The following is a 25935-nucleotide window of genomic DNA, read 5'->3' as shown; positions in this document are numbered from 1 at the left end:
ACGCGGTCCGTCAGGAGCGGGCGCGGTCCGGCGGCGGCCCGGCCAGCGCGTCCCAGGCGCACATCGCCTGCCTGGCCACGGCCTGCAAGGTCTTGCGGGTCGCGCCGTCGCGCGCCTGGATCGACATGCCGTGCAGCACGGTGGCGTAGAACGCGGCCAGGCCCTTCAGGTCCGTGCCCGCCGGCAGCTCGCCGTCGGCGGCGCCGGCATGGAGTCGGGCCAGGATTCGGCCCTGCATGTCGCGGCGGTTGTCGCCCAGGAAATCGCCCACGCTGGCGTGGTTCACGCAACCCGAGGGCGCGCCCAGCACGATCAGGCAGCCGGGCGGATGGCCGGGCGCGGTGAAGCGTTCGGCCGAGGCCAGCAGCATGGACTGGATGCCCTCGCGGGCGGTGGGCGCATCCTGCAGCGCGCGCCTGCCCGAACTGCCTTCGGTTTCGCGGTAGAGCTCGACGGCTTCGCGGAACAGGCTTTCCTTGGATCCGAAAGCGCCGTAGAGGCTGGGCGAATTGATGCCCATCGCTTCCGTCAGATCGGTCAGCGATGCTCCTTCATATCCCTTCGACCAGAAGACATCCATGGCCTTGCGCAAGGCCTGGGCTCGGTCGAAGTTCCGGGGACGCCCACGTTCTGCCATGGCGATGATTTTACTCGCGGCGTGATTTTTGTGTTGATCATTAAAAAAATGATTGACGACCGCGATCCCGGTCGGCGAATATATTTGTACCGATCACTACAAATATGGAACCGATCATGCAGAACCTGACAGGGAAAGTGGCTTTCGTCACCGGCGGCAGCCGTGGCATCGGCGCGGCCATCGCGCGGCGCCTCGCGGCCGACGGCGCCGACGTGGCGTTTACCTATGTGAGCGCGTCTTCCGCAGCCGGCGCGCAGGCGCTGGCGCAGGAACTGTCCACGGACGGCCGCCGCGCGCTCGCCATCCAGGCCGATTCGGCGGACGCCGTCGCCGTGAGGCGGGCGGTCGAACAGGCCGTCGCGGAACTCGGGCCGGTGGACGTGCTGGTCAACAACGCCGGCGTCTTCATCGCGGGCCCCATCGGCGACGCGACCCTGGACGACTACGAACGGACGATGGACGTCAACGTCCGCGCGCCGTTCGTCGCGATCCAGGCGGCCCAGGACTCCATGCCCGATGGCGGGCGCATCATCAACATCGGCAGTTGCCTGGCCGCCCGCGCCGGCCGGCCGGGCGTGGCGCTGTACGCCGCGAGCAAGGCGGCGCTGGTCGGCCTGACCCAGGGCCTGGCCCGCGACCTGGGCGCGCGCGGCATCACCGCCAACGTGGTGCACCCCGGCCCGATCGACACCGACATGAACCCGGCCGACGGCGAACGGGCGGGAGACCTGGTCGCGGTGTTGTCCCTGCCGCATTACGGCGAGACCCGCGACATCGCCGGCATGGTCGCTTTCCTGGCCGGCCCCGAAGGCCGCTATGTCACGGGCGCGAGCCTGGCGGTGGACGGCGGCTACGCCGCCTGACGCGCGGCGCCCTGAAGTTTTTTTGGGGTGACTTGCACAAACCAAAAAAGCTACATATAATCTTGCTTCTTCGCACTACACACATAACGAAACGCAGCGGCGGCGGCAGTAAAAAGCGCTAGTCAAGCGGATCGGGATTGAGTGGATTGCAAGGGCTGTTAGCTCAGTTGGTAGAGCAGCGGACTCTTAATCCGTAGGTCGAGTGTTCGAGCCACTCACAGCCCACCAAATTCAAAACGCCGGAAATCCTGATTGGGTTTCCGGCGTTTTTCATTTTGGGTCGGGCTCGGTTCCTGGCTTGGTATCCTGGTGATTGCTACGCCGGGCGCGGCACTTTCCTGCCCCGCGCCCGGGCATCGAACCGAGACCAGAAGCATGACGCAAGACGCAATTGAAACCGTGACGGACCTTGAAGTGGACCGCAAGGCGATGGAGGCCTTGATCGAACGCGCGGGGGACAATCCGCTGTCGTTCCAGGACTGCGACTTTCAGGGCGCCGACTTTTCCCGGCTGGATTTGCGCGGCGCGCGTTTCACGGCCTGCGCCATTGCAAATGCCTCGTTCCAGGGCGCCACGCTTGCCGATACGTCGTGGGTGCGCTGCCGCGGCGGGCAGGTCGACTTCGCCTCGGCCGACGCCAGCGACGCCGTGTTCCAGAACTGCGACCTGAACAACGCCAACTGGCGCCGGGCCCGGCTGGCGGCGGCCCGGTTCCAAGGTTGCAAACTGACCGGCTCGGATTTCGACGGCATCGCCTGCCTGGGCTGGACCGTGGAGGAATGCCTGCTGGTGGGCGCGCTGCTGCGCGGCGTGTCGTTCCGCAAGTCCAACATCATGCAGTTGGACTTCTCGGACGCCGACCTGGCCGGCAGCGATTTCCGCGACACCGTGTTCCATGGCGGCAGCCTGCGCAACGCCAATTTGAAGAACGTCCGCTTCGAAGGCGCCGACCTGCGCGAAGTGGACTTGAGCGGCATCGACCTGACGGTTGCCGCGCGTCTGGCCGGCGCCACCATCTCCAAAACGCAGGCCGCCGTGCTGCTGGCGGAACTGCGCATCAGCGTGGTCTGACGCGCCCGCTCCCGGGTACCTGCGCTAGAACGTGCCGCGCACGGTCAGCGTGGCGTTGCGGGGATCGCCATAGAAGCTGCCCCACCCCGGCGCTCCGATGGTCTGGTAGTAGGTCTTGTCGAAAATATTGTTCACGTTCAACGCCGCCGACCAGTGTTTGTTGAACTGGTAACCGACCCGCGCATTCCAGACCGCGAACGGCCCTTGCGAAACCCGGACGGAACGCGTTTCCGTATAGCTGCCAGTCTGGTAGTTGACGCCCGCCCCCAAGGTCCATGCGGACCATTCGCCCGGCAAGCGGTAATCGGCCCACAGGCGCAGCATGTGTTTGGGCGTGAAGGTGCGGCCAAAGTTGGTGTTCAACACGTCAGTGTCGTCCAGGAATTTCAGCGTGTTGAAGGTGTAGCCGGCGAACACCTGCCACCCCTTGGCCACTTCGCCGCTGATCTCGGCATCCACCCCCTGGCTGCGCAATTTTCCGCTTGAAACGTAGCATATATCGCCAATGGCGCAGCCACCGGCAAGGTCTTCCTGCGCCTGGTTCTTCTGGTCGATGCGGAACACGGCCAGGGACGTATTGACCTTCCCGTCGAGCAGTTCGCCCTTGATGCCGACTTCATAGTTCTTGCCAACGATGGGGTCCAGCACCTTGCCCGAAGCGTCCAGGGCATTCTGCGGTTCAAAGATCTGCGCGAAGCTGACGTAGCCGGACCACTGCGGATTGAAGGCGTAGATCAGGCCGCCATAGGGCGTGACGACGCCATTTTCTTTGTAGGGATCGGAATACTGGTCACCGGTGTCGCGGTAGCGCGTGGTGTTTTCGTACCAACTGACGCGCGCGCCGGCCACGAGGGTCAGCGGGTCGGCCAGGCTGAAACGTCCCACGCCGTAGACGCCGGTCTGCTTCATCTTCACGACCGTCGCATCGCCGCGGTAGGCGTTCTCGCGCAGCCAGTCATCGGACGGCTCCGGCACGTGATGGTCCGGATCCCATACATTGGACGCGCGGTTCAGGCGAGCCAATGCGAAATCGTCTTTGCTGGTCAGGTGATTGAGGCTGGCGCCGACGCTTACCGAGTGCTTGCGCCCCAGCGCCTGGAATGTGCCGTCCACCTCAAGGTCCAGCGCCTTGTTGTGCGTCGAAAGATCGAAGATGCCGGCGTATAGCGAAGGACCCAGCAGCGTCGAGGGATTCACGGCGCCGTCGGAGAATGCGTACTTCGAATCGTTGGATTCCTGCGTGGACGTGGCGGTCAATCTGGCCGACCAGTCTTTGTTGAACCGGTGCGCCAATTCGGCGAAGACCGTGGTCTGCTTGCCGTTCCAACGGTTCCAGTCCTGCCCCAGCGAGGTGGACCGCTTCAGCCCCAGGTCGTCGCCGTTGGAATAGTGCGGCAGGCCGTGGAAGAACGGCGTGGACCGTAGTTCCTCGTAGCTGACGCCTGCGGTCAGCGTAGTGTCCGGCCCGAAGTCGTACGACAGCACGCCATACAGCACGCCCGTGCGGCTCTTGGCCTCGTCGTAGAAATATTCGCGGTCGTTATAGCTGGCCACGGCGCGTCCGCGCAACGATCCCGACTCGTTCAACGGACCGGTGGCGTCGATATCGGCGCGGTAGTTGTTCCAGGACCCGCCGCTGGCCATCATCTGCACCTGGCTTTCGGCGAGCGGGCGCTTGCGCACCAAGTTGACCGCCGCGCTGGGCGAGCCCGCGCCTTGCAGCAGCCCCGTGGCGCCGCGAATGATTTCCACGCGGTCCAGGATCACCGTATTGCTGGTGAAGTTGTTGGCCTGCGGATAGTAGAAGGCGCGGTTGACGCCGTCGAACTGATAACTGTCGACCCGGAAACCGCGCGAGAACACGTAGTTGCCGCCCATCGGGCTCTTGTAGAGCGTCATGCCGGTGCTGTTGGCCAGCACATCGTCCAACGTGTTGGAGTTCTGGTCATCCATGCGCTGGCGCGTGACGACCGTGACCGACTGCGGAATCTCTTTGAGCGTCTGCTGGCCCTTGCCGATGGTCACCATGCGGCTGGTGTAGCTGCCGGAGCCTTCGGTCACGGCGCTATCGGCCAGGCCGGTGACCGTGACGGGCGCCAGCGTGGACACGCCTGGCGCGTCTTGCGGGATGCGCCGCAACTGGTAGCCTTCGCCATTGGCGTTGGCGACGGCCTGCAGACCCGTGCCGGCCAGCAATTGCGCCAGCCCCTGCTCGGCCGTATAGCGCCCCGACAAGCCCTGGGTCCTGACGCCGCGCGTCAGGGCGGGGGACGCCACCACGGTGACCTGCGCGGCCACGCCGAACTGGCCCAGCGCCTCGTCCAGCGGCGCCGCGGAAATGGAAAACACGACGCCCTCCGCGGAAGCGGCCTGGGCCCACGACGCGGCGGGCGCGGCCAACGGGACAACTGCCGTCAATGCCAGATGGACGGCAAGCCGCAGGCGGGCGGGCCGCGCCCCCGGCGGTCTGGGCGCGGCGATAGGCGAAGAAGACTGGCGTGGTGCCATGAGAGATTTCCTGGTTCGTCGAATGGATCGGGCAGGTCCGGGATGCCTCGGAGCCTGTCTCTATGTCTAACGAACCAGAATCGATAATCTTCGGCGTGGTTACAACTTTGTTTGCGATGCGCCTTCAGGCAGGGCGGGTCAAGCGCGCCCCACGCTGACCCAATAGCGCGTGCGGTAGCGCAGCGACAAGTGCAGCGCGCTGGCCAGCACTTCCAAGGCGCGGTCGGTGTCGTCGATGCGGAACGCGCCGGTGACCTCGCGATCGGCCACGTCGGCATCGCAATGCAGGAATCCAGGGCGGTAGCGGCCCAGCTCTTCCAGAAACCGGTCGAGCCGCATGCGGTTGGCGACCAGCATGCCTTGCTTCCAGGCGGGTGCGGTGCCTTCCACCGGCACAGCGGGCGACAAGGTGCGGGCATCAAAATCGGCCTGCTCTCCGGCGTGCAGCACCCGCGATGCCTCCACAGATCCCGCGGGATCGATACGCACCGCGCCCTCATGCACGGCGACGCGCGTAGCGCGGCGGGCGTCGTCCAACTGGCGCACGACAAAACGCGTGCCGAGCGGCGTCAGGATGCCGTTGCGCGTCTTCACGCTGAACGGACGCCCGGCCGGATCGCTGGACGTGGCGATCAGGATTTCACCGTCGCGCAGCTCGATCCGGCGTTGCCGCTCGTCAAAATGCAGCGCCACGGCGGAATCCGTATTCAGGGTCAACTGGGTGCCGTCGGGCAAGGTCAGGACGCGCTGTTCGCCCGTCGCCGTGCGGTACACCGTGGCGCCGTCCCACAATCCTTCCCTCATCCCGGCCAACCCCAGCGCGCCCAGGCCGATGCCGCCGGCCATCCACTTCAACGCGTTGCGGCGCGATCGCTGGTCGCAGTAGCGCAGGATGGTCTGCCCCGCCGTGGCCGCAGGCAGGTGCGCGCCGGTCGTGGCGGCGAAGTCCTGGTTGATGCCTTGCAGGCGCTGCCAGGCCAGTTCGTGGCGTGCATCGGCCTGGCGCCATCGCGCACAGGCGGCCTGGGTGTCGGCGTCGGGCGCGTCCGCGGTCCGCATCATCCATTGCGCGGCCTGCTTGATGATGTCGGGATGCAGGCGTTCGGTCTCGTGCGCGCTCATGCGTACAACACGGCGTAGCAATGCTGCCAGGCCTTGACCATGTCGCGCTGCACGGCGGCCACCGAGATGTCCAGTTGCCGCGCGATCTCCAGATACGGATGCCCCTGCACCTGGGCCAGCACGAATACGCGGCGCACGCGCGGCGGCAGTTGTTCCAGCATCTGGCAAACGGCATTCAGCGCTTCCAGCACCAGGGCGTGCGTCTCGGGACTGGGCTCGGTGGCCTCGCTGCGCAACGCCAGGGTCTCCAGATAGGCTTGTTCGATCGCGCGGCGGCGCGATTGGTCGATGAGCAGGCGCTTGGCGATCGTGGTGAGAAAGCCGCGCGGTTCGGCCAAGGCCGCGCGGGACTCGCTGCGCATGACGCGCTCGAACGTGTCGTGCGCCAGGTCCGCGGCGTTGTCGATGTTGCCGCTGAGCCTGCGGCGCAGCATCTGGACAAGCCAGCCATGATGCTCTCGATACAGGCTGACGAATTCGTCAGAGGACGCAAAGTCGACAGGACGCACGCGGGCCTTCCGTTCAAACGATAATGGGAATGATTGTTAATTGTAAACGATCCATTCCCGGCCGATGGCCAGCCTGTGTCGCCGCCGTCCGAAGGCCCGCGGTCTTGCGCTGATCAATCTTGGCATCGGAGGCACACTCATCCGACTGGCATGCGCGGTCGGCGTTCCCGTAGCGTCCGGCTGGCGTCAGCGTGACCGGTCGTTATCGCATCGCCTTACGCCGATGGCCTTGCCGTCGGGGCTGCCGCTGCATCCGCGGCGTCGGCATTTTCGGCGGCCTTGGCCGAGCGTCTCTTGAGTTCCAGGATGACCTGCCCGCCGGAGAGGATGTCGGTCTGGACGGCGATCCGGGCCGCCTGGCTGTCGCGGTTGCGCATCGCGGTCAGCAGGGAGTAGTGGCCGTCGATCATGTCTCGTCCGCCCGCCGTATAGCACTGGGCGATCAACGGGCCCATCTTCAGCCACAGCCGCTCCAGGATGCTCAATAGCACCGGCATGTTGGCGATGCGGCAGTATTCAAAATGGAAGTGCTGGTTCAGGCTGATGGCGCCCAATACGTCGCCGGCAGCCAGCGCCTGTTCGTTCTGCTCGATCAGCGCTTCCATGCGCGCGATGTCTTCGGCCGTGGCGACTTCGGCTGCCCGCGCGGCCGCCATGCCTTCCAGTTCCAGCCGGATGTCGCGGATTTCCAGGTACTCGGGCAGGGCGACTTCGGCTACCCGGATGTCCCGGGCGCTGCGCATGACCAGCGCACCATCCTGCACGAGGCGCAGCACGCCGTCGCGCACGGGGGTGATGCTGGTGCCCAATTCCGCGGCCAGCTCCCGGATACGCAGCCGGTCTCCTGGCCGGAGCTGGCCTTCCATCAGCGCGCTGCAGATTCTGGTGTAGACCCGGTTGCCCATGCTTTCGTACTGCATGGCTGAAAAACGGGCCTCTGCCTGCGGCGGCTGCGCCGACGGCGCGAGAGGTTCAGCAACAGGGCGGGGAGGAGGGCTTGCGCTCGGATGATGCATCAAAGTACGTGCCAAGAGTCATAAGTGCGCCACAGGTGGGTCTGCCCGGGCGGGCGGATGGCGGGCTCGCGGCCCATGCCCTACTTTATCAGTCTTATAGATAAAACCAGCGGCCGAGAGCGGCTTTGCGGGATTTCCCTGTCTCCGGGATTACACCAATGTTGTGATTCCCAGACATTGATGCATGATGCATCAAATATTTTAATCGGGATGTCTAGTGATGCTGTCCGACGCCGCCACCGGCATGGAAGAACCGGTGGACGCCCTGCTGGTCAATTCGCCTCCGCCGATCCGGCTGGAGGATGCCGAGCGCCTGGCCAGAGCCTGCTACCCCGGTTACGCGCAATGCGTTCCGCTGTCGGGTGAGCGCGATATGAATTTCCGGATCAGCCGGGCGGACGGCGGGTCGCTGACGCTGAAGTTCATCAACGGCGCGGAAAGCCTGGATGAAACGCGCATGCAGATTGCGGTGCTGAAGCATCTGGAAGCGCGCCAGGGCGGCCTGGGCACGGTGCGGGCGCCGCATCACCAGCCTGCCGACACCGCGGGCTTGGCGGCGGATTCGGGTATCGGGCCGGGTTGCGACGATGGCGCGGCAACGCAGGATTGGCTGAGCTTTCGCATATCGGAGGTTGCGGGGCCGGTGCGGGTGCGCGCCTATGGCTTCCTGCCGGGCAGGGTAGGAACGGCCATGTCGGCCGGGCCGCAGTCCTGGCGCGCGGTGGGCAGGGCGGCGGGCCAGTTGGACGCGCAGCTTGCCGACTTCGAGCATCCGGCGGCGCATCGCCTGTTTCTGTGGGATGCCTGCCAGGTGGCGCGGGTGCGGCCGATGCTGGAGGCGGTGGAGTCGCTGGACGAACGGGCGCGCATTGCCGCCTATCTGGACGCGTTCGAGCAGGATGTCGTGCCGGCGCTGGCGGCGCTGCCCAGCCAGATCATCCACAACGATCTGTCGCCCAGCAACATCCTGGCGGACGAGGCCGGCACGGACTTGGTGGGCATCCTGGACTTCGGCGACATGGTCCATGCGCCGCGCATCGCCGAGATCGCCATCGCCGCGTCCTACCAGATGATGGTTCCCGGCAATCCCCTGGACGTACTGTCGGCCGTGGTGGCGGGTTACGAGTCAGTGTTGCCGCTGGCGCCGCGGGAGCGGCGCCATGTGCTGGATCTGGTGCTGGCCCGGCTGGTGCAGCGCATGGTGATCCCGTCCTGGCGCGCCTTGCGCTTTCCAGGCAATGGCGCCTACATCCTGCGCAGCCGGGCGGCGGCGACGGCGCTGTTCAACGAGCTGTACGACGAATGGAACCGGGGCGCGCGTTGAGCGCGTCCTCAGTGGAACTGCGCGAGGCTGCGCAAGAATCGACCGAAGGACATGCGATGACGGTGAACCGCAACGATATGCAGCAGGACCTGCTGGCGCGGCGCAAGGCGCTGGGGCCGGCCTACCGGTTGTTCTACGAGGAGCCGGTGGAATTGGTGCGCGGCGAGGGCGTGTGGCTGTACGACGCGTCGGGACGGCGCTACCTGGATGCCTACAACAACGTGCCGGTGGTCGGGCATGCCAATCCCGCCGTGGTGGAAGCGCTGTCGCGCCAGGCATCGGTGCTCAATACGCATACGCGTTATCTCCACGATGGCGTGGTGCGTTATGCCGAGCGCTTGCTGGCGCTGTTTCCGGACGCGCTCGATACCGCCATGTTCACCTGCACGGGCAGCGAGGCCAATGACCTGGCGCTGCGCATCGCCTTCGAGGCGACGGGGCGGCGGGGTGTGATCGTCACCAGCAATGCCTATCACGGCGTGACGATGGCGCTGGCCGACGTGTCGCCGTCGCTGCGTCCCGTCGGCGCGCATGTCCGCACGATACCGGCGCCTTGCCTTCTGGAGGGCACGCCGCGGGAGGTCGCGGCCCAGTTTGCCGCCAGTGTGGATGCGGCGGCCGCCGAGCTGGAAGCCGCCGGCACGCCGGTGGCCGCGCTCATGGTCGATACCGTGTTCGCCAGCGATGGCCTGTACGCCGATCCCGGTGAAGCGCTGACCCTGGCGGCCGAGCGCGTGCGCGCCCGGGGCGGACTGTTCATCGCCGACGAAGTACAGGGCGGCTTTGCGCGGATGGGCGGCAACTGGTGGGCCTTCCAGCGCGACAGCGTGATCCCGGACATGGTGTCCATGGGCAAGCCCATGGGCAACGGACATCCGATAGGCGGCCTGGTGGCGCAGTCGCGCCTGGTCGAGGCCTTCGGCCGCGAGTGCCGCTATTTCAATACTTTCGGCGGCAACACCGTGTCGTCGGCCGTCGGCCTGGCCGTGCTGGACGAGTTGGCGCGTATGGATGCGCCGGCCCATGTCGAGCGCGCCGGCCAGGCCATGGCGCAAGCGCTGGGCGATCTGGCGCGGCGCCACGATTGTCTGGGCGCGGTGCGCGGACACGGCCTGTATTGGGGAGTCGACATCGTCGCGCCCGATGGCGATGCGGCGCATGCCGCCCGCCTGGCCCAGCGCATCGTCAATGGCCTGCGCCAGTCCGGCGTGCTGCTCGGCACGGCCGGCCGCAATGCCTCCACGCTCAAGATCCGTCCGCCGCTGGTGTTCCGGCCCGAGCATGCCGCCATCCTGGCCGCGGCCCTGGACGAGCAGTGCCGCGCGGCGATGCGCTGAGCGGCAGCCAACAAGATAACAAGACGCTACACAAGAAGACCGGTCCCACTCCACCACGTCGAATACGCAAGGGAATCATCATGCGCAACACTAAGTTCTTCAGGAAAACCGCACTGAATGTCCTGCTGGCGGGCGCAGCCGCCATCGGGGCGGGCGCGTCTGCCATGGCGCAGACGCATGGCGGCACGCTCAATGTGATCCTGAACCCCGAGCCGCCCATCCTGATGCTGGGCCTGAACCAGCAGACGCCCACGCAGATAGTCGGCGGCAAGATCTACGAGAGCCTGCTGACCTACGATTTCAAGCTTAATCCCCAGGCCAGCCTGGCCAAGTCGTGGAACGTGTCCGCCGACGGCCTGACCTATACCTTCGAGCTGCAGGAAGGCGTGACCTGGCACGACGGCAAACCGTTCAGCGCCGATGACGTGCTGTTCTCGCTCAAGGAATACCTGCCCGAGGTGCATGCGCGCGCCCGCAACAACCTCAGCCATGTGGCCAGCATCGAGAAGACCGGTCCGCTGACCGTCGTCATCACGCTCAAGGAACCGTACTCGCCTTTCATCAACGCCTTTGAAGTGTCGTCCGCGCCCATCGTGCCGGCCCACATCTACCAGGGCACGGACTTCCGCAACAACCCGGCCAACCAGACGCCCATCGGCACCGGGCCGTTCAAGTTCAAGGAATGGCAACGCGGCCGCTTCGTGCTGCTGGAGCGCAACGACAAGTATTGGCGTCCCAACCTGCCGTACCTGGACAAGATCTACTTCCAGGTGATTCCGGACGCCAATTCGCGCCTGGTGGCGCTGGAAAGCGGTTCGGTGCAGGTGGCCAGCTTTGGCGACATCGACTTTGCCTTCCTGCCGCAGATCAAGGCCAATCCCCAACTGGAGGTCACGACCCAGGGCTACGAGTTCACCGGCTCGCACGCCGCGATCGAACTCAACCATCGCGCCAAGCCGCTGGACGACGCGCGCTTCCGCCAGGCCATCCAGTACGCCATCGACCGCAAGTTCCTCGCCGACCGCATTTTCTTCGGCGCCGCGCGTCCGGCCACGGGTCCGGTGTCGTCGGTGACGCGCTTCTACGACGACAAGCTGCCGCGCTATGACTACGATCCGAAGAAAGCCATCGCGCTGCTCGACGAAATGGGCCTGAAGCCCGATGCCGGCGGCAAGCGCGCCAGCATCAAGCTGCTGGGCTTGCCGTATGGCGACACCTGGAACAAGGTGTCCGAATACGTCAAGAATTCGCTCTCCAAGGTGGGTGTCGAAGTGGTGCTGGAAAACACCGATGCCGGCAGTTGGGCGCGCCGCTACTCCAATTGGGAGTTCGACTCGGTGGTCGAATACCTGTACCAATACTCGGATCCGGCGCTGGGCGTGGATCGCACCTATCGTTCGGACAACATCCACAAGGGCGGCTACGGCACCAACACGTCGGGCTATGTGAACAAGGACGTGGACGCCGCGCTGATCGCCGCCGCGAAGGAAGTCGATCCCGCCAAGCGCCAGCAGCTTTATTCGCAGGCTTACGGCCAAGTCGCCAAGGACGCGCCGACCGCCTGGCTGGTGGAACTGGCCTTTCCCACGATCACCAACAAGAAGGTCAAGAATGTGACGACGTCCGCCATCGGCGTGGCGGAAACCTTCGCGACGACCTACATCGAGAAGTAAGCGGAGGAACGGATGATGAGGTGGCTGCGGCCCTTACTTTCCGTGCTGGGCAAATCGGTCACGGTGCTGATCGCAGTCGCCGTCATCAACTTTGCCCTGGTGCACATGGCGCCCGGCGACCCGGTCAGCGTGCTGGCCGGCGAAGCCGGGTCATCCGACGCGAAGTTCCTGGAGCAGTTGCGCCAGGAGTTCAAGCTCGACCAACCCCTCGCGGTGCAGTTGGGGAGCTATCTGCAATCCATCGCCACGCTGGATCTGGGCTACAGCTATCGGCAGCAGCGTCCCGTCTGGGACATGATCGCCGACCGCCTGCCCGCCACGCTGGTGCTGGCGATCCCGGCATTCCTCATTGCCCTGCTGGGAGGAATCCTGATGGGGGCGCTGGCCAGCCGCTACCGGGGATCGTGGCTGGATTCAGCCATCACCGCGGCGTCGCTGGCCTTTTACGCCACGCCCATCTTCTGGGTCGGGCTGCTGCTGGTGCTGGGGTTCTCGGTCAGCCTGGGCTGGCTGCCGGCTTTCGGCTACGAGACCATGGGGTCGTCGCTGACCGGCATTCCGCGAATGCTGGACATCGCCAAGCATGCCTTGTTGCCCATCGTCACCCTGGCGGGCTTCAACCTGGCGGTCTATACCCGCCTGGCGCGCGCCTCCATGAACGAGATCCAGGGCGCCGATTTCGTCAAGACGGCCTGGGCCAAGGGCCTGTCGTCCGGGCGGGTGGTGTGGGTGCACCAGTTGCGCAATGCCGTGCTGCCGGTCATCACCCTGGCCGGCATGCAGGCGGGCCAACTGATCGGCGGCTCGGTGCTGGTCGAAACCGTGTTCGCCTGGCCAGGCATCGGCCGGCTGGCCTTCGATGCCTTGCAGCAGCGCGATTATCCCGTCCTGTTGGGAGTGTTCTTCTGCACTTCGGTGGTGGTGGTGGCGTTCAACCTGCTTACCGATCTGATCTACCGCCTCGTCGATCCCCGCATGCAGAGTTAATCATGAAGACATTGATCAAGCGATATTTCAGCAATGCCGGCGCGGTGGTCGGACTGGCCTGCCTGGCCGCCATCGTGCTGATGGCCCTGAGCGCCCAGTGGCTCTATCCCGTCAATCCCTGGGACACCACCGAAGCGCCATTCCTGCGGCCGTTCGAAGAGGCCAGCGCCTGGCTGGGGGCGGACTCCATGGGCCGCAATATCGCGGCGGGCATCGTGCATGGCGCGCAGGCTTCGCTGCTGGTGGGCGTGGTGGCGACCGTGGTGGCGGTGTTCATCGGCATGCTGGTGGGGGTGCCCGCCGGTTATCTGGGAGGCCGCTGGGATGAATTGCTGATGCGCCTGACCGAGATATTCCAGACCATTCCCAGCTTTCTGTTCGCGATTGTGCTGGTGGCGATTTTCCAGCCGTCGTTCGGTTCGGTCATAACCGCCGTGGCGCTGGTGAGCTGGCCGCCGATCGCGCGGCTGGTACGCGCCGAATTCATGCGGGTCAAGTCCAGCGAGTTCGTGGAAGCCGCCACGGTGCAGGGCTATTCGCGCGCCCACATTGTGTTTGCCGAGATCCTGCCCAACTGCGTCTCGCCGCTGATCGTGATGGCTTCGCTGATGGTGGCCAACGCCATCTTGCTGGAAAGTGCCATCAGCTTTCTGGGCCTGGGCGATCCCAATCTGATGACCTGGGGCTACATGGTGGGCGCGTCGCGCACTTTCCTGCGCCTGGCCTGGTGGATGTGCCTGTTCCCGGGCGTCGCGATCTTCGTCACCGTGCTGGCGGTCAACCTGATGGGAGAGGGGCTCAACGATGCGCTCAATCCTCGTCTTCATCGCAAGGGGTGAGCCGTGACGCCGTTGCTTCAGATTGAAAACCTGTCGATCTCGCTACCGGCGGGCGGCGACCGCAAGTTGGCGGTGGATGGCGTCAGCCTGACCTTGAATCCGCACGAAATCGTGTGCGTGGTGGGCGAGTCCGGGTCAGGCAAGTCCACGCTGGCGCATGCCGTGCTGGGCCTGCTGCCGCGCGGCCTGCGGATCGCCGGCGGCGATATCCGGCTGGGCGACCTGCAACTGGCCGGCATGCCCTTGGGCGAGTTGCGCAAGGTGCGCGGCAAGCGCATTGCCATGGTGTTCCAGGAGCCGCTCAGCGCGCTCAATCCGCTGATGCGTTGCGGCCGCCAGATCGGCGAGATGCTGCGCACGCATGGCATGCGCGACGCCGGCCAGGTGAATGCGCGCGTGGCCGAGCTGCTGGCCTCGGTCGGTCTGCCGGACCATGCCCGCATCGCCGATTCCTACCCCTACCAGTTGTCGGGCGGACAACGCCAGCGCGTCATGATCGCCATGGCTCTGGCGCTGGAGCCCGATATCCTGATCGCCGACGAACCGACCACGGCGCTGGACGTCACCACGCAGGCGCAGATCCTGGCGTTGATCAAGGACATCCAGCAGCGCAAGGGGCTGGCTGTGCTGTTCATCACGCACGACTTCGGCGTGGTGTCTGAAATCGCCGACCGCATCGTCGTGATGCAAGGCGGGCGCGTGATCGAATCCGGCACCGCGCAGCAGGTGCTGAACGATCCCCAGGCGGCGTATACGCAGTCGCTGCTGGCCGCCGTGCCGTCGTTCCGGCCGCCGCCTGCCGGCAAGTTCCCGCCCGATGCCTTGCTGACGGTAAAGGACCTGCGCAAGACGTATCTGCGCAAGGGCAAGTGGTTCGGCCCAGCCCAGCAGTTTCCGGCCGTCAAGGGCGTTTCGTTCGATATCCGGCGCGGCGAGACGGTGGGACTGGTGGGCGAGTCGGGTTCGGGCAAGTCGACCATCGGCCGCATGCTTGCGGGCCTGGTTTCCGTCGATGGCGGCGAGTTGCGGCTGCGCGGCGCCGACCTGCTGGCCGAAGGCGCGTTCGCCGATCCGGCGCGGCGCCGTTCGGTGCAGATGATCTTTCAGGATCCGTATGGCTCGCTGAACCCTCGCCATACCGTGGCCCGCATCCTGACCGGCGGTATGCGCCGTCACGGCATGTCGGCCGGCGCGGCCATGGACAGGGCGCGCGAATTGATGCGACTGGTGAAGCTGGATCCGTCCGCGCTGGATCGCTATCCGCATGAGTTCTCGGGCGGCCAGCGCCAGCGCCTGGGCTTCGCCCGCGCCATCGCCGTGACGCCGGAGCTGATCGTGGCGGACGAACCGGTGTCGGCGCTGGACGTTTCGGTGCAGGACCAGGTGCTGGCCATGCTGCGGCAACTGAAGCAGGAGCTGCATCTGTCCATGCTCTTTATCACGCATGACCTGCGCGTGGCGTCCCAGTTGTGCGATCGCGTCATCGTGCTCAAGCATGGCGAGATCGTCGAGCAGGGTCCGACCGCCCAGGTCCTGGAGAATCCGCAGCACGCGTATACCCGCGAACTGATCGCCGCGGTGCCCGGAAGAAGCTGGAAGTAAACATACCCACACGCCCTTATAGGATCGCGCAGTGAAAGCCTTCATCTCTCCGACCCATGACGTGCCCTGGCCGGGCAATGCCATGATCCGTGGCTTGCTCAAGCAGCACCACGACCGCGCCGAACGCAGCGTCGAAATCCTTGCCGCGCTGAAGGATGACCTTCGCCTGGATTGCCAGTTCGTCGAGCGCGCGGCCGAACGCCCGATCGAATTGTTCGAAGTTCACGCGCCGGACTATCTGCGCTATCTGGAAACCGCCTGGGACGAATGGTCCAAGGCGCCGGACGCGTCGTTCGAGGTGCGGCCGTACCTTACGACCAATCGTTATTTTCCGACGCTGCGCACGCGCATCCCGGTGACGCTGGCCGGCCAATACCTGGGCGACGGCGGTTCGCCGCTGGTCCAGGATGCCTGGGCCAACATGAACGGCAGCGTGGATGCCGCGGTGGCGGCGGCCGACGCGCTTATCGGCGGCGAGCGCAGCGCGTACGCGCTGCTGCGTCCCGCCGGCCATCACGCCATGCGCGACCTGGCGATGGGCGGCTGCCACATCGCCAATACGGCGATCGCCACGCAACGCCTGGCCAAGCGCTTTGGCCGCGTGGCGGTGCTGGACATCGACGTGCACCATGGCAACGGCACGCAGCAGATCTTCTATGACCGCGACGACGTGCTGACGGTGTCGTTGCACGGCAAGCCGGAAACGCTGTTTCCGTTCATCTGCGGCTATGCCGACGAGGCTGGGACCGGCGCGGGCGAGGGCTACAACCTCAACCTGCCCATCGAAGGCGGCACGGAGATTGGCGGCTACCTTGGCTACTTCGACCAGGCGCTCGAACGGATCAAGGATTTTGCGCCCGGCGTGCTGGTGGTGGCAGCGGGCTACGACACGTTCCGCCACGATCCGTTCGGCAACCTCTGCATCGATACGGCCGACTATGCGGTGCTGGGCGACCGCATCGGCCAGCTTGGCTTGCCGACCTTGTTCGTGCAGGAGGGGGGCTACAAGGTGGATACGCTGCGCGCCAACGTCAATTCGCTGGTCGAAGGCTATCTGAAGCGCCAGGGAGCCCAGGCATGACGGCTGCCGCATGCGAGGCCGGCGCCGGCCGTGTCGCGTTGATCAGCGGCGCCAGCCGGGGCATCGGGCTGGCCATCGCGCGCGAATTGCTGGCGCATGGCTGGCGGGTGTCCGCGGGGACGCGCCAGCCCGTGGCGGCGCTGGCGGAATATGGGGCGGATCGTTGTCATTGGTCGCCTTTCGATGCGCGCGACCCGGCGAGCGAAGCCGCCTGGGTGGCGGCCGCGCACGGCCATTTCGGAGGCATCGACGCCATCGTGCACAACGCGGGCATCCTGAGCGACAAGTCCGTGATCGAGGCCAGCGACCAGGACTTCGACGATATCTTCGCCGTCAACGTCAAGTCGCCCATGCGCCTGACACGGCTGGTGTGGCCGCATTTGCGGGCCGCGCCGGAAGGCAAGGTGCTGGTCATCGCCTCGCTGGCCGGCAAGCGCGTGCGCGCGGCGGAAGGCGGGCTGTATTCCATGAGCAAGGCGGCCGCGCTGATGCTGGCCCATGGCATCCGCCATGCCGGCGATCCGGATCGCATTCGTTGCACCGCGATTTGCCCGGGTTTCGTGGCCACCGACATGGCCGATGGCGTGGACGAGTCCATCAAGTCGCAACTGACCCAGCCCCAGGAAGTGGCGCGGATCGCCCGGCTGGCGCTGGAGCTTCCCGCCACGGCCAGCGTGGCGGAAATCCCGGTGAGTTGGCGGGTGGAAACGGCGTTCTGACGCCGGGCAACCCCTCGGCGCAGGCATGGCATGGGTGTTGACCGCGCCGACGGATCGGCGCCTTTTTTTTGTAAACAGCCAGCGTGGCACTGGCAGCCTGGAACGTGGCGTTCTTTGCTATTATTGCTAATCATTCTTATTTCCAGCCATTCCAGCGCGCGCGCCATGTCTCCGCCCGATACCGCCCGTCATGCGGCCTTGTTGACCTGGTACAGCGATCATCATGGCTGGCTGGTCGGCTGGCTGCGCCGCAAGCTGGGTTCCGCCTGCGACGCGGCCGATTTCGCGCAGGACACGTTCCTGCGGCTGCTCGGCCGCGATGACCTGGCCGCCATCCGCACGCCGCGCGCCTATCTCACGACCACGGCGACCCGCCTGCTGATCGACGACGCCAGGCGGCGCAAGCTCGAGGCGGCGTGCCTGGAAAGCTGGGCCATTCTGCACGGCGGCGAGGCGGCGCCCGCGCCGGAACAGCTACTTGAAACCATCGAGGCCCTGGCGGGGCTGGCGCGCATGCTCGATACGCTGCCCGCGAAGCCGCGCAGCGCGTTCCTGCTGCATCGGCTCGATGGCTGGAGCTATGGCGAGATCGCCGCGGAACTGGGCGTGTCCACCAGCATGGTGAAGCAGTACGTCGCGCGCGCGCTTGCCCATTGCTATCTGGCGATGGAGGCGGCGTGACGGCCGCGGCGGCTCCTTCCGTGCTGGCGCACGCCGCCCAATGGATGGCCACGCTGCGCGACGAAAGCGCCAGCGATGCCGACCGCGAGGCCTGTCTGCGCTGGCGCGCCGCCGATCCGGAGCACGAGCGGGTGTACCGGCGGCTCGAGGCCCTCTGGGGCGATTTCGACCGCGCCGCGGCCTTCGATTCGCCGGCCGCGGCCAGGCGCATCCTGGAACAGGCGGTGCGCAAGCGCCGGACGAGCCGCCGCGCGTTGGGCGCCAGCGCGCTCGCGCTGCTGATCTGCGGGGTGGGCCTGTGGCGCATGGCGCCGCCCGCCTGGCTTCTGGCCGATCACCATACCCGCGTCGGCGAGTGGCGCGTCATCGAACTGGACGACCACAGCCGCATCACCTTGAATACCGATTCCGCGATCGACGTGCGCTTCGATTCCCGCCGGCGCCTCATTACCTTGCGGCAGGGCGAAATCCTGGTGGACGTGGCGCACGAGGCGGCGGGGCGGCCGTTCGTGGTGGAGACGCCGGACGGCACCGCGCAGGCGCTGGGCACGCGCTATGCCGTGCGGCGCGGCGACGGCCATACCGACGTCACCGTGGCGGAATCCCGCGTGCGCGCCTGCGCCCGGGCGCCCGAACCGGTTTGCGCCGACCTGGCCGCGGGACAGCGCGCGCGCCTGGCGGGCGGCCGGGTCGGCGGGACCGAGGCCGTCGACGCCGAACAGGCGCTGGCCTGGACCCGGCGCAGCCTGGTGGTGGACAACCAGCCGCTGGCCGACGTGCTGGCCGAACTGGGCCGCTACCGTGCCGGACGTCTGCAATACGACGCGGGCGCCCTGGCCGGCCTGCGGGTGTCGGGGGTCTTCCCGCTGGAAGCGCCCGACCAGGCGCTGGCTTCGCTGGCGGCCAGCCTGCCAATCGCGGTCAGCCGGTATACGCCATGGCTGGTCATTGTGCGGCGGCGCTGAAAAAAAACCTGTCTCCGCTGTCCCTTTCGCGGTTTGCTTCGTCATCACTCATGAGAAGTCGTCAAACTGGAGAGGATCGTCCGCTCATGAGTCATTCCCACACCACCGCGCGCGCATTGCGCGCGCTGTCCCTCGCGGCCGCGCTGGCCGCCGTCCATCCCGTCTGGGCCCAGCCCTCGGGGGCGCCCGCCGCCGCCGCGCGCGCCGTCGAGGTTCCGGCGGGCCCGCTCACGTCGGCACTGAACCGCTACGCCGAACAGGCGGGGCTGACCTTGTCCTTCGACCCGGCGCTGACGGCCGGGCTGCAAAGCGCGGGCCTGTCGGGCACGCTCACGCCCAGGCAGGCCTTCGCGGGCCTGCTGGCCGGCACCGGGCTGGAAGCGGTCGCGCGCGGCGGGGCCGGCTACACGCTCCGGCGCGCGCCCGGCGTCCCGGCTAGCACGCTGGATCCGATCACCGTGCACGGCAGCGGCGAACAGGCCTGGGGGCCGGTCGACGGCTACGTGGCGCGCCGGAGCGCCACGGCCACCAAGACCGATACTCCGCTCATCGAGACGCCGCAGTCCATCAGCGTCATCACGCAGGCGCAAATGGCGGCGCAGGGCGCCAACCGCGTGGACGAGGCCCTGCGCTACAGCGCCGGGGTGCGCACCGAGCCCATCTACGACACGCGCCGCGGCACCTACTATGTGCGCGGTTTCAACGTCGCCAACAATGGCCAGTACCTCGACGGCCTGAAACTGGCCTACTCGGGCGGCTACGGCGGCTGGGAGGTCGATCCCTATACGCTTGAACGCCTGGAAGTCCTGCGCGGCCCTTCGTCGGTGCTGTACGGCCAGACCGTGCCCGGCGGCCTCGTCAACCAGGTCAGCAAGCGTCCGCTGGACACGCGCAGCGGCGAGCTGGCGGTGCAGTACGGCAGCTTCGACCGCAAGCAGATCTCCGGCGACTTCACCGGCCCCCTGGACGAAGACGGCCGCTGGCTCTACCGCCTGACCGCGGTGGGGCGCGAGGGCGGCACGCAGACCGATCACGTCGACGACGACCGCGTGTTGCTCGCGCCGTCGCTCGCGTGGCGGCCGAGCGCCGATACGTCGATCACGCTGCTGGCGCAGTATCAGCGCGACCGCACCGGCAATACCGCCAACTTCCTGCCGGCCGCGGGCACGCTCTGGTCCGTCGCCAACGGCCATATTCCTGTGGACTTCTTCACGGGCGATCCGTCCTTCGACAAGACCGACCGGCGCAAGGCGCAGATCGGCTACCTGGCCGAGTATCGGGTCAGCGACCAACTGACCCTGCGCCAGAATCTGCGCTATTCGACGCTGGACGTCGACTACCGCAGCCTGGGCGCGAACGGCGGCTGGGTGCAGACGCGCGAGCCCTACACGGACCTGCGCCGCATCTCGCTGGTCAGCAAGGAAGGCTTCCACCTGTTCTCGGTCGACAACCAGGCCCAGTTCAACCTGAAGCACGGGCAGGTGGCGCACACGCTGCTGCTGGGCGCCGACTACCAGGAGTCGCGCTTCGACCGGCTCTACGGCTTGCGCACCGCCGCGGTGGACCCGATCGACGCCTGGGATCCGGCTTACGGGCGCCCGTTCCCCGGCGCAACGCCGCAGGCGTCCAACGACACCGACCAGGTGCGCCGGCAGTTCGGTCTTTATGCGCAGGACCAGATCAAGTTCTACGACAAATGGGTCCTGCAACTGGCCGGCCGCTACGATTGGGCGCGTTCCACCACGGGCGAGACCATTCTGCGCACCGGCGCGGAGACGACGACGCGCACGGACGATGAACAGTTCAGCGGCAAGGTCGGCCTGGTCTACCTGGCCGACAACGGCCTGGCGCCCTACGCCTCGTACACCGAGTCGTTCGAGCCGGTCGCGGGCGCGGGCTACGGCGGCACGCCGTTCGAGCCCACGCGCGGCAAGCAGTACGAGATCGGCCTGAAGTACCAGCCGAACGGCGCCCGCAGCTTTGCTCAGATCTCGCTCTTCGACTTGCGGCAGACCAACGTTTCGACGGCGGACCTGGACCATCCCGGTTTCAGCGTGCAGACCGGCGAAATCCGTTCGCGGGGCATCGAGCTGGAGGGTACCTGGGAGGTCACGCCCCAGTTGAACCTCCTTGCGTCCTATACGTACACCGACGTGAAGGTCACCAAGGCCGCGGAAACCGCGGTCAACCGGGGCAAGCGTCCGCCCTACATTCCCGACCACATGGCGTCGCTGTGGGCCGATTACCGCCTGTCGGCGACCGGACCGCTGGCTGGCCTGTGGTTCGGCGCGGGCGTGCGCTACATGGGGTCGACCAACGACATTCCCGACGCCGTGCGCGTGCCCGCCTACACGCTGGTCGACGCCGCGCTGCGCTACGACATGGGGCGCTACCAGTTCTCGCTGAACGCCAGCAACCTGTTCGACAAGCGTTATGTGGCGGCTTGCGACAGCGTGACCAACTGCTATTACGGCCTGGAGCGGACCGTCATGGCGCGGGTGGCGTATCGGTGGTAGCGCCTGGCCTCGGGCGGGAGGGGCGCCTTACTTGATTCCGACGATCTTGATCGTCATGATCGAGATCGCTCCGGGCGGAATGCCGCTGTTGCCCGAGCCGCCGTCAATCAGCTTCGCCGGGATGTGGAATTTCGCGGAGCCGCCCAGCCCTAGCTGAATGACGGCTGCCTGGAATGCCGGCGGCAGATCCGCGACCTTGCTGGTGGCCTCTTCCCGGGTGGAAAGCACTTCGCCGGAGCTCAGCTTTTCTTCCAGTTCGAAGAGGATTTCGGTTTGGGCGGTCACCATGGGCGGCTTGCCCTTCTTCAGGATGCGATACACGGTGCCGTCCGGCATCTTGACGGCGTCTTTTTCTTTCGCGGCCTCCGCCAGCAGGGTCTTGCTCAGCTTTTCGTTCTTGGACAGCATGGCGGCATCCAACTGCTGGCCCACGCTGGCAAGCTCGGCGGAAACCTTGTCCTGCGGCAACTGCATGCTGTTGGCGACCCTGTCGTTGAATCCCTGCGCGAACGCGGGCAGGTCCAGCTTCCTGCCGATGGATAGCAGCTTTTGTGTTTCCTGCGGCGCGCTGTCTCCGTACCAGGCGCCCAGCGCGTAGCTGATGCGGACATCCTTCGGGGCTGCGTTGTCGATGGTGACACGCCTTGCCGGGCCCGGGCTTTCTCCCTTTGCTTGGCCGGCCTGTTGCGAGGCCAGCTTTTCGCCGGCCTGCTGGTTGGCCTTGCGCAAGTCCGCCAGCGCCCGTTCCTGTTCCTCGCGCTGCTGCGCCAGGATCTGGTTTTGCGCGAGCAGCTCGGCGACCTGCTTGTTCAGGCCGATGATTTCCTTCCCGGCCGCGTCGGATCCCTCTTCGGATGCGTAATGGGCGGGGCGGTTGTCAGCCGCCGCCCGCAAGGCGGCAAGTTCGTTCTCGAGCGCGTGCTTTTGCGCCAGCGCGTCGTTCAATTGCTGGGTCAATTCGCCGATTTGCCCGGCCGCCTGCTGCGGCGCGGGCGCGGGGACAGGCGCTGGGATCGAGCGGCGATGGGAATCGCTGCCGATGATTCTCTCTTCCACCAACCTATCCAGCAGGCTGGTTTCGGAAGCGGATGCCTTTGCACCGGAAAACACGAGCGCGCAGCACAGCGCGGTGCCGATAGGTTTTCTCATAGCTGGTTGTGCAGGCCCTGCGCACGCTGCATCATGTTGGAATAGATGGCGTTGTTGATGCGGAAGCACACCAGGGAAAGCACCCTGTCGATTTCGGTCTGCATGACTTCGGCCGCCTTGCCGTCGATTGCCGAAGCGTTGGATTTGTAGAGAACGTAGTTTTCGTTGATGGCGGCGAGCTGGGCCCTGTAGGTTTCGTAGGCGTCCGGGTTCAACTGCCTCAGCGCGGAAAATTCCTGGTAGCACTGCTGGTTCTTGTCGATGGCATCGCTGTTCTTGGCGACGACGGCGGTGGGGCGGGCGCTACAGCCTGCCAGGGCTAACGCGGCAGACAGAATGGCTGCACCGGCTGGGAGAAATTTCATGAATGCTGGTCCACGGATGAGTGCGAAACCGCCTGCCGAACTGGCGGACTGCTGATCGCGCCGCGGCGGCGATGGCAATCGCATCGATTCGCGGGGTATCGAGGTTTTGACCAGCAATAGACCACAGATGCCTGCGCGCTGAATATCGGACTCGTCTGATTTTGTGGGCTCGATTCCTGCGGCTTGCCTGGACGCAACCCTGTTCATTCGAGGCGCTTGCAGCCCGGTACGATGGAAGGGAACGCCGGCTGCGCCGAGCGTGGCGTATTAAGGTGCGGCTTAAGTATGGGTAAACGGGCCGTGAATCACGGCGGGCGCGGGACTATTTATAGTGGCCCCATCGTCATTCCGAGAGAGCGCCGAATGTCCAGCCCCGCCGTTACTTCCGCCTACCCCCGCGCCGTGCTGTTCGATCTGCTTACCGCCTTGCTCGATTCCTGGACGGTCTGGAACCGCGCGGCGGGCTCCGAGGCCGCCGGCCGGGCCTGGCGCGCGGATTACCTGCGCCGCACCTACGGTTGCGGCGCCTATCGGCCCTACGAGCAATTGATGCAGGAGGCCGCGTCGGCGGTGGGCTTGCCCGGCTCGGCGCCGGCGGCGCTGGAGGCCCTGTGGGACGAACTGCCGGCCTGGGATGGGGCGCACGAGTTGCTGCAGGCGCTGCGTCCGCATTGCCGATTGGGCGTGGTGACCAACTGTTCGGACCGGCTGGGGCGCCGCGCGGCCCGCCTGCTGGGCGTGGACTGGGACGTGGTGGTGACGTCCGAGGAAGCCGGCTACTACAAGCCGGATCCGCGTCCCTATGCGCTGGCCCTGGCGCGCCTGCAGGCGGAAGCGTCGCAGGCCGCCTTCATCGCCGGGTCCGGCTACGACATGTTCGGCACCGGCAAGGTGGGGCTGCGCACCTATTGGCACAACCGGGCCGGGCTGTCCCTGCCGGACGGGGCGGCGCGGCCGGAACGGGAGTCCCCCCGGCTCGAGGACGCGCTGCCCTGGCTGGCCCGGTTCAACGCGGGTTGACCGGATTGCGCCGCCGCGAACCCCGGCCCGGGCAGTACAAAATGTTGCGGGTCGCCGCGCCAGCGCTTGCTAGCATGGGCTGGCCGGAATATTCCGGCATACCGACGGGATAGTGGAGGTTGCCATGCGTTCAAGAACAATATTCAACCGTATCGCAATTGTCGCGGCATCGGGGGCGTTGCTGGCGGGGTGCGCCACGCAGCAGCAGACCAATACCGCCGTGGGAACGGGCGCCGGAGCGGCAATCGGCGCGGGGCTCGGCGCCTTGATCGGCCACGGCACGGGCGCGGCCATCGGCGCCGGCATCGGCGCGGTGGCGGGCGGGCTGGTCGGTTACAACTGGAAGGTCGTCAAGGAAGACGTGCAGAATTCGGGCGCGTCTTCGCTGGGGATCGACGTGGTGGAAATGCCGGACGGCAGCCTGAAGGTCAATATTCCCAGCGGCGTGTCGTTCGATACCGACAAGACGCAGCTCAAGCCCGCCCTGCTGCCCGTGCTGGACAGCGTGGCGCGTTCGCTCAACCAGCACCCCGAACTGCGGGCGAAGGTCGTCGGGCATACCGACAGCACGGGCGCGCTGGCGCACAACCAGACGCTTTCCGTCAACCGGGCCAAGAGCGTGACCGACTACCTGAGCAAGCAGGGCGTGGCCGCCGGCCGCCTGTCCGTGGAAGGGCGCGGCCCGAACGACCCCATCGGCGATAATGCGACCGCCGAAGGCCGCGCGCTGAACCGGCGGGTGGAGATCTACCTTTACGCGGTGAAGCAGTAATCCAGGTCCTGGTCCCCGTGTTCAAGGCGGCTGGCGCATCGCGCCGCCGTCTTCTCGGCGAGGGGGGACTTTTTGTCGCCGGGCCGCCCCAAGACAAAAACGCCCCCTTGGGGGGCAGCAAGCACGCGTAGCGTGTGCGGCGTGGGGGCATTTTTTTGGAGTCCGCCATGAGCATGTTTCCTCCCGCCCGTGTCGGCACCGATACCGCCGTGGCCGCATTGTCCGGCTGGCAGGCGGTGGCGATGCGCGACGCCATCGAGAAGCGCTTCCGCTTCGCCAATTTCAACGCCGCTTTCGGTTTCATGGCGCGCGTGGCGATGTTCGCGGAAAAACTGAACCACCACCCCGAATGGACCAATGTCTACAACCGCGTGGACGTGGTCTTGACCACCCATGACGCGGGCGGCGTGACCGAATTGGACGTGCGCATGGCGCAGTTCATGGACGAGGCCGCCGCGCAACTGGGCGCGACCGCGCCGAAGGCCGGGGCCTGACGGTTCAGTCTTCCTCGTGGTCCGTACCGGCCTGCAGGTGCCCGATCAGACGGTCCAGCATGCCGCCCAGGAGCCGCTGCTCGTCCGCGCTCAGGCAGCCGAAGATTTCCTCGTTGCGGCGGGCGATCAGGCCGATGATGCGCTGGTACTGGGCAATGCCCGCCTGGGTCGGCGCCAGCACCACGCCGCGCCCGTCCGACGCGGAATGGCTTTTCTCGACCAGGCCGCGTTCGACCAGCGCCTGTGCCGAGCGGCTGGCCTGGCCCTTGTTCAGGTTGGCCGCGCGCGCCAGGTCGTTGACGGACAAGGGGGCATAGCGGCCGATGGCCGCCAGGCAGCGCGCTTCGCCCAGCGGGATGCCGCAGTCGGCCAGGTAGGCGCGATTCGTGTCCCGATCCGTGATCTTGTTGAGCGCGTGCAGGCGATAGGTCAGGAATCGTTCGAGGGCGGGCTGGGTCACGTCGGGCTGGCGGGGGTGGCGGCGGGATAGTTTGCCACAGGGCCGTTGGCCAGGCAGGCGGCCTCGGCCTGCGCCAGCAGGGCGGCGGCTTCCTTCGCGTCCGACAGCCGGGCGAGCAGCGACAGGCTCAGGATGGACAGGAGAAGCGGCGCCTGCGCTTCGCCGACGCGCGAGAGAGCCTGCGCCATGCCGGTGTAAGCCTGGTCCAGTTCGTCGTTGTTCATG

25 protein-coding genes and 1 tRNA gene are annotated in these 25935 nt (G+C 66.5%); 17 read left to right on the top strand and 9 right to left on the bottom strand.

What is annotated here, in order from left to right:
• Positions 1 to 10: 10 nt before the first annotated feature.
• Complete coding sequence (locus AVE30378_RS02710; RefSeq protein ID WP_129239232.1) at positions 11 to 637, bottom strand: TetR/AcrR family transcriptional regulator; 627 nt, start codon at positions 635 to 637, stop codon at positions 11 to 13.
• A 116-nt stretch (positions 638 to 753) separates the two neighbouring features.
• Between AVE30378_RS02710 and AVE30378_RS02705 the strand changes: the two genes are divergently transcribed.
• The 3 genes from AVE30378_RS02705 to AVE30378_RS02695 all read left to right on the top strand — a co-directional run bounded on the left by AVE30378_RS02705 (position 754) and on the right by AVE30378_RS02695 (position 2571).
• The gene (locus tag AVE30378_RS02705; RefSeq protein ID WP_129239231.1) at positions 754 to 1500 is read left to right on the top strand and encodes a 3-oxoacyl-ACP reductase family protein; all 747 of its coding nucleotides are present in this window, start codon (positions 754 to 756) and stop codon (positions 1498 to 1500) included.
• Between the two features lie 152 nt (positions 1501 to 1652).
• Positions 1653 to 1728 (top strand) — tRNA-Lys (locus tag AVE30378_RS02700).
• A gap of 147 nt (positions 1729 to 1875) precedes the next feature.
• Complete coding sequence (locus AVE30378_RS02695; protein WP_129239230.1) at positions 1876 to 2571, top strand: pentapeptide repeat-containing protein; 696 nt, start codon at positions 1876 to 1878, stop codon at positions 2569 to 2571.
• A 24-nt stretch (positions 2572 to 2595) separates the two neighbouring features.
• Here AVE30378_RS02695 and AVE30378_RS02690 read toward each other — a convergent pair whose 3' ends face one another.
• The 4 genes from AVE30378_RS02690 to AVE30378_RS02675 all read right to left on the bottom strand — a co-directional run bounded on the left by AVE30378_RS02690 (position 2596) and on the right by AVE30378_RS02675 (position 7630).
• Entirely contained in the window at positions 2596 to 4920 is a 2325-nt protein-coding gene (locus tag AVE30378_RS02690; RefSeq protein WP_244234947.1) for a TonB-dependent siderophore receptor, read from the bottom strand.
• A gap of 297 nt (positions 4921 to 5217) precedes the next feature.
• The gene (locus tag AVE30378_RS02685; RefSeq protein WP_129239228.1) at positions 5218 to 6201 is read right to left on the bottom strand and encodes a FecR domain-containing protein; all 984 of its coding nucleotides are present in this window, start codon (positions 6199 to 6201) and stop codon (positions 5218 to 5220) included.
• Complete coding sequence (locus AVE30378_RS02680) at positions 6198 to 6710, bottom strand: sigma-70 family RNA polymerase sigma factor (protein WP_129239227.1); 513 nt, start codon at positions 6708 to 6710, stop codon at positions 6198 to 6200. The genes AVE30378_RS02685 and AVE30378_RS02680 overlap by 4 nt, the downstream gene beginning before the upstream one ends.
• Positions 6711 to 6925: 215 nt before the next feature.
• Entirely contained in the window at positions 6926 to 7630 is a 705-nt protein-coding gene (locus AVE30378_RS02675; protein ID WP_129239226.1) for a GntR family transcriptional regulator, read from the bottom strand.
• Between the two features lie 316 nt (positions 7631 to 7946).
• On the opposite strand from AVE30378_RS02675, the gene AVE30378_RS02670 reads away from it, so the two are divergent.
• From AVE30378_RS02670 to AVE30378_RS02620, 11 genes are all read left to right on the top strand, one after another.
• Positions 7947 to 9050: a phosphotransferase gene (locus tag AVE30378_RS02670; RefSeq protein WP_129239225.1), complete on the top strand. Its 1104-nt coding sequence runs from the start codon at positions 7947 to 7949 to the stop codon at positions 9048 to 9050.
• A gap of 56 nt (positions 9051 to 9106) precedes the next feature.
• Positions 9107 to 10387 (top strand): aspartate aminotransferase family protein, encoded by a 1281-nt coding sequence (locus AVE30378_RS02665; RefSeq protein WP_129239291.1) that lies wholly within the window; start codon positions 9107 to 9109, stop codon positions 10385 to 10387.
• Positions 10388 to 10467: 80 nt separating this feature from the next.
• A complete protein-coding gene (locus tag AVE30378_RS02660; protein WP_129239224.1) occupies positions 10468 to 12060 on the top strand; it encodes an ABC transporter substrate-binding protein in 1593 nt (530 codons plus the stop codon).
• A 15-nt stretch (positions 12061 to 12075) separates the two neighbouring features.
• The gene (locus tag AVE30378_RS02655) at positions 12076 to 13047 is read left to right on the top strand and encodes an ABC transporter permease (protein WP_425265772.1); all 972 of its coding nucleotides are present in this window, start codon (positions 12076 to 12078) and stop codon (positions 13045 to 13047) included.
• 2 nt (positions 13048 to 13049) lie between these two features.
• Complete coding sequence (locus AVE30378_RS02650) at positions 13050 to 13886, top strand: ABC transporter permease (RefSeq protein ID WP_129239222.1); 837 nt, start codon at positions 13050 to 13052, stop codon at positions 13884 to 13886.
• Positions 13887 to 13889: 3 nt separating this feature from the next.
• The gene (locus AVE30378_RS02645; protein ID WP_129239221.1) at positions 13890 to 15488 is read left to right on the top strand and encodes an ABC transporter ATP-binding protein; all 1599 of its coding nucleotides are present in this window, start codon (positions 13890 to 13892) and stop codon (positions 15486 to 15488) included.
• A 31-nt stretch (positions 15489 to 15519) separates the two neighbouring features.
• Entirely contained in the window at positions 15520 to 16569 is a 1050-nt protein-coding gene (locus AVE30378_RS02640; RefSeq protein WP_129239220.1) for a histone deacetylase family protein, read from the top strand.
• Positions 16566 to 17288 carry an SDR family NAD(P)-dependent oxidoreductase gene (locus AVE30378_RS02635; RefSeq protein WP_129239219.1) on the top strand — a complete coding sequence of 241 codons (723 nt, stop codon included), beginning with the start codon at positions 16566 to 16568 and terminating at the stop codon, positions 17286 to 17288. The genes AVE30378_RS02640 and AVE30378_RS02635 overlap by 4 nt, the downstream gene beginning before the upstream one ends.
• Positions 17289 to 17453: 165 nt before the next feature.
• On the top strand, positions 17454 to 17969 hold the full coding sequence (locus tag AVE30378_RS02630; RefSeq protein ID WP_129239218.1) for a sigma-70 family RNA polymerase sigma factor: 516 nt from the start codon (positions 17454 to 17456) through the stop codon (positions 17967 to 17969).
• Positions 17966 to 18934 carry a FecR family protein gene (locus AVE30378_RS02625; RefSeq protein WP_129239217.1) on the top strand — a complete coding sequence of 323 codons (969 nt, stop codon included), beginning with the start codon at positions 17966 to 17968 and terminating at the stop codon, positions 18932 to 18934. The genes AVE30378_RS02630 and AVE30378_RS02625 overlap by 4 nt, the downstream gene beginning before the upstream one ends.
• Positions 18935 to 19020: 86 nt before the next feature.
• A complete protein-coding gene (locus AVE30378_RS02620; protein WP_129239216.1) occupies positions 19021 to 21450 on the top strand; it encodes a TonB-dependent siderophore receptor in 2430 nt (809 codons plus the stop codon).
• A 27-nt stretch (positions 21451 to 21477) separates the two neighbouring features.
• Here AVE30378_RS02620 and AVE30378_RS02615 read toward each other — a convergent pair whose 3' ends face one another.
• The gene (locus tag AVE30378_RS02615) at positions 21478 to 22668 is read right to left on the bottom strand and encodes an FKBP-type peptidyl-prolyl cis-trans isomerase N-terminal domain-containing protein (RefSeq protein ID WP_129239215.1); all 1191 of its coding nucleotides are present in this window, start codon (positions 22666 to 22668) and stop codon (positions 21478 to 21480) included.
• Complete coding sequence (locus tag AVE30378_RS02610; RefSeq protein ID WP_129239214.1) at positions 22596 to 23171, bottom strand: hypothetical protein; 576 nt, start codon at positions 23169 to 23171, stop codon at positions 22596 to 22598. Before AVE30378_RS02610 ends, AVE30378_RS02615 begins: the two co-directional genes overlap by 73 nt.
• A gap of 156 nt (positions 23172 to 23327) precedes the next feature.
• Between AVE30378_RS02610 and AVE30378_RS02605 the strand changes: the two genes are divergently transcribed.
• The 3 genes from AVE30378_RS02605 (at position 23328) to AVE30378_RS02595 (ending at position 25250) form a co-directional block, all read left to right on the top strand.
• Entirely contained in the window at positions 23328 to 23984 is a 657-nt protein-coding gene (locus tag AVE30378_RS02605; RefSeq protein ID WP_129239213.1) for an HAD family hydrolase, read from the top strand.
• A 124-nt stretch (positions 23985 to 24108) separates the two neighbouring features.
• Positions 24109 to 24756, top strand: a complete 648-nt coding sequence (locus tag AVE30378_RS02600; RefSeq protein WP_129239212.1) for a YiaD family glycine zipper/OmpA-like lipoprotein — start codon at positions 24109 to 24111, stop codon at positions 24754 to 24756.
• 167 nt (positions 24757 to 24923) lie between these two features.
• Positions 24924 to 25250, top strand: coding sequence for a 4a-hydroxytetrahydrobiopterin dehydratase (locus tag AVE30378_RS02595; RefSeq protein ID WP_129239211.1), 327 nt, complete (start codon positions 24924 to 24926; stop codon positions 25248 to 25250).
• Between the two features lie 4 nt (positions 25251 to 25254).
• Here the strand turns inward: AVE30378_RS02595 and AVE30378_RS02590 are convergent, their stop codons facing one another.
• Both AVE30378_RS02590 and AVE30378_RS02585 read right to left on the bottom strand, forming a co-directional pair.
• Positions 25255 to 25710 carry a MarR family winged helix-turn-helix transcriptional regulator gene (locus AVE30378_RS02590; RefSeq protein ID WP_129239210.1) on the bottom strand — a complete coding sequence of 152 codons (456 nt, stop codon included), beginning with the start codon at positions 25708 to 25710 and terminating at the stop codon, positions 25255 to 25257.
• On the bottom strand, positions 25707 to 25934 hold the full coding sequence (locus AVE30378_RS02585; RefSeq protein ID WP_129239209.1) for a hypothetical protein: 228 nt from the start codon (positions 25932 to 25934) through the stop codon (positions 25707 to 25709). Before AVE30378_RS02585 ends, AVE30378_RS02590 begins: the two co-directional genes overlap by 4 nt.
• Between the last annotated feature and the right edge of the window lies 1 nt (position 25935).

This window comes from Achromobacter veterisilvae (genome assembly GCF_900496975.1).
GTDB lineage: Bacteria > Pseudomonadota > Gammaproteobacteria > Burkholderiales > Burkholderiaceae_B > Achromobacter > Achromobacter veterisilvae.
This window is presented reverse-complemented; position numbering and strand designations above follow the sequence as displayed.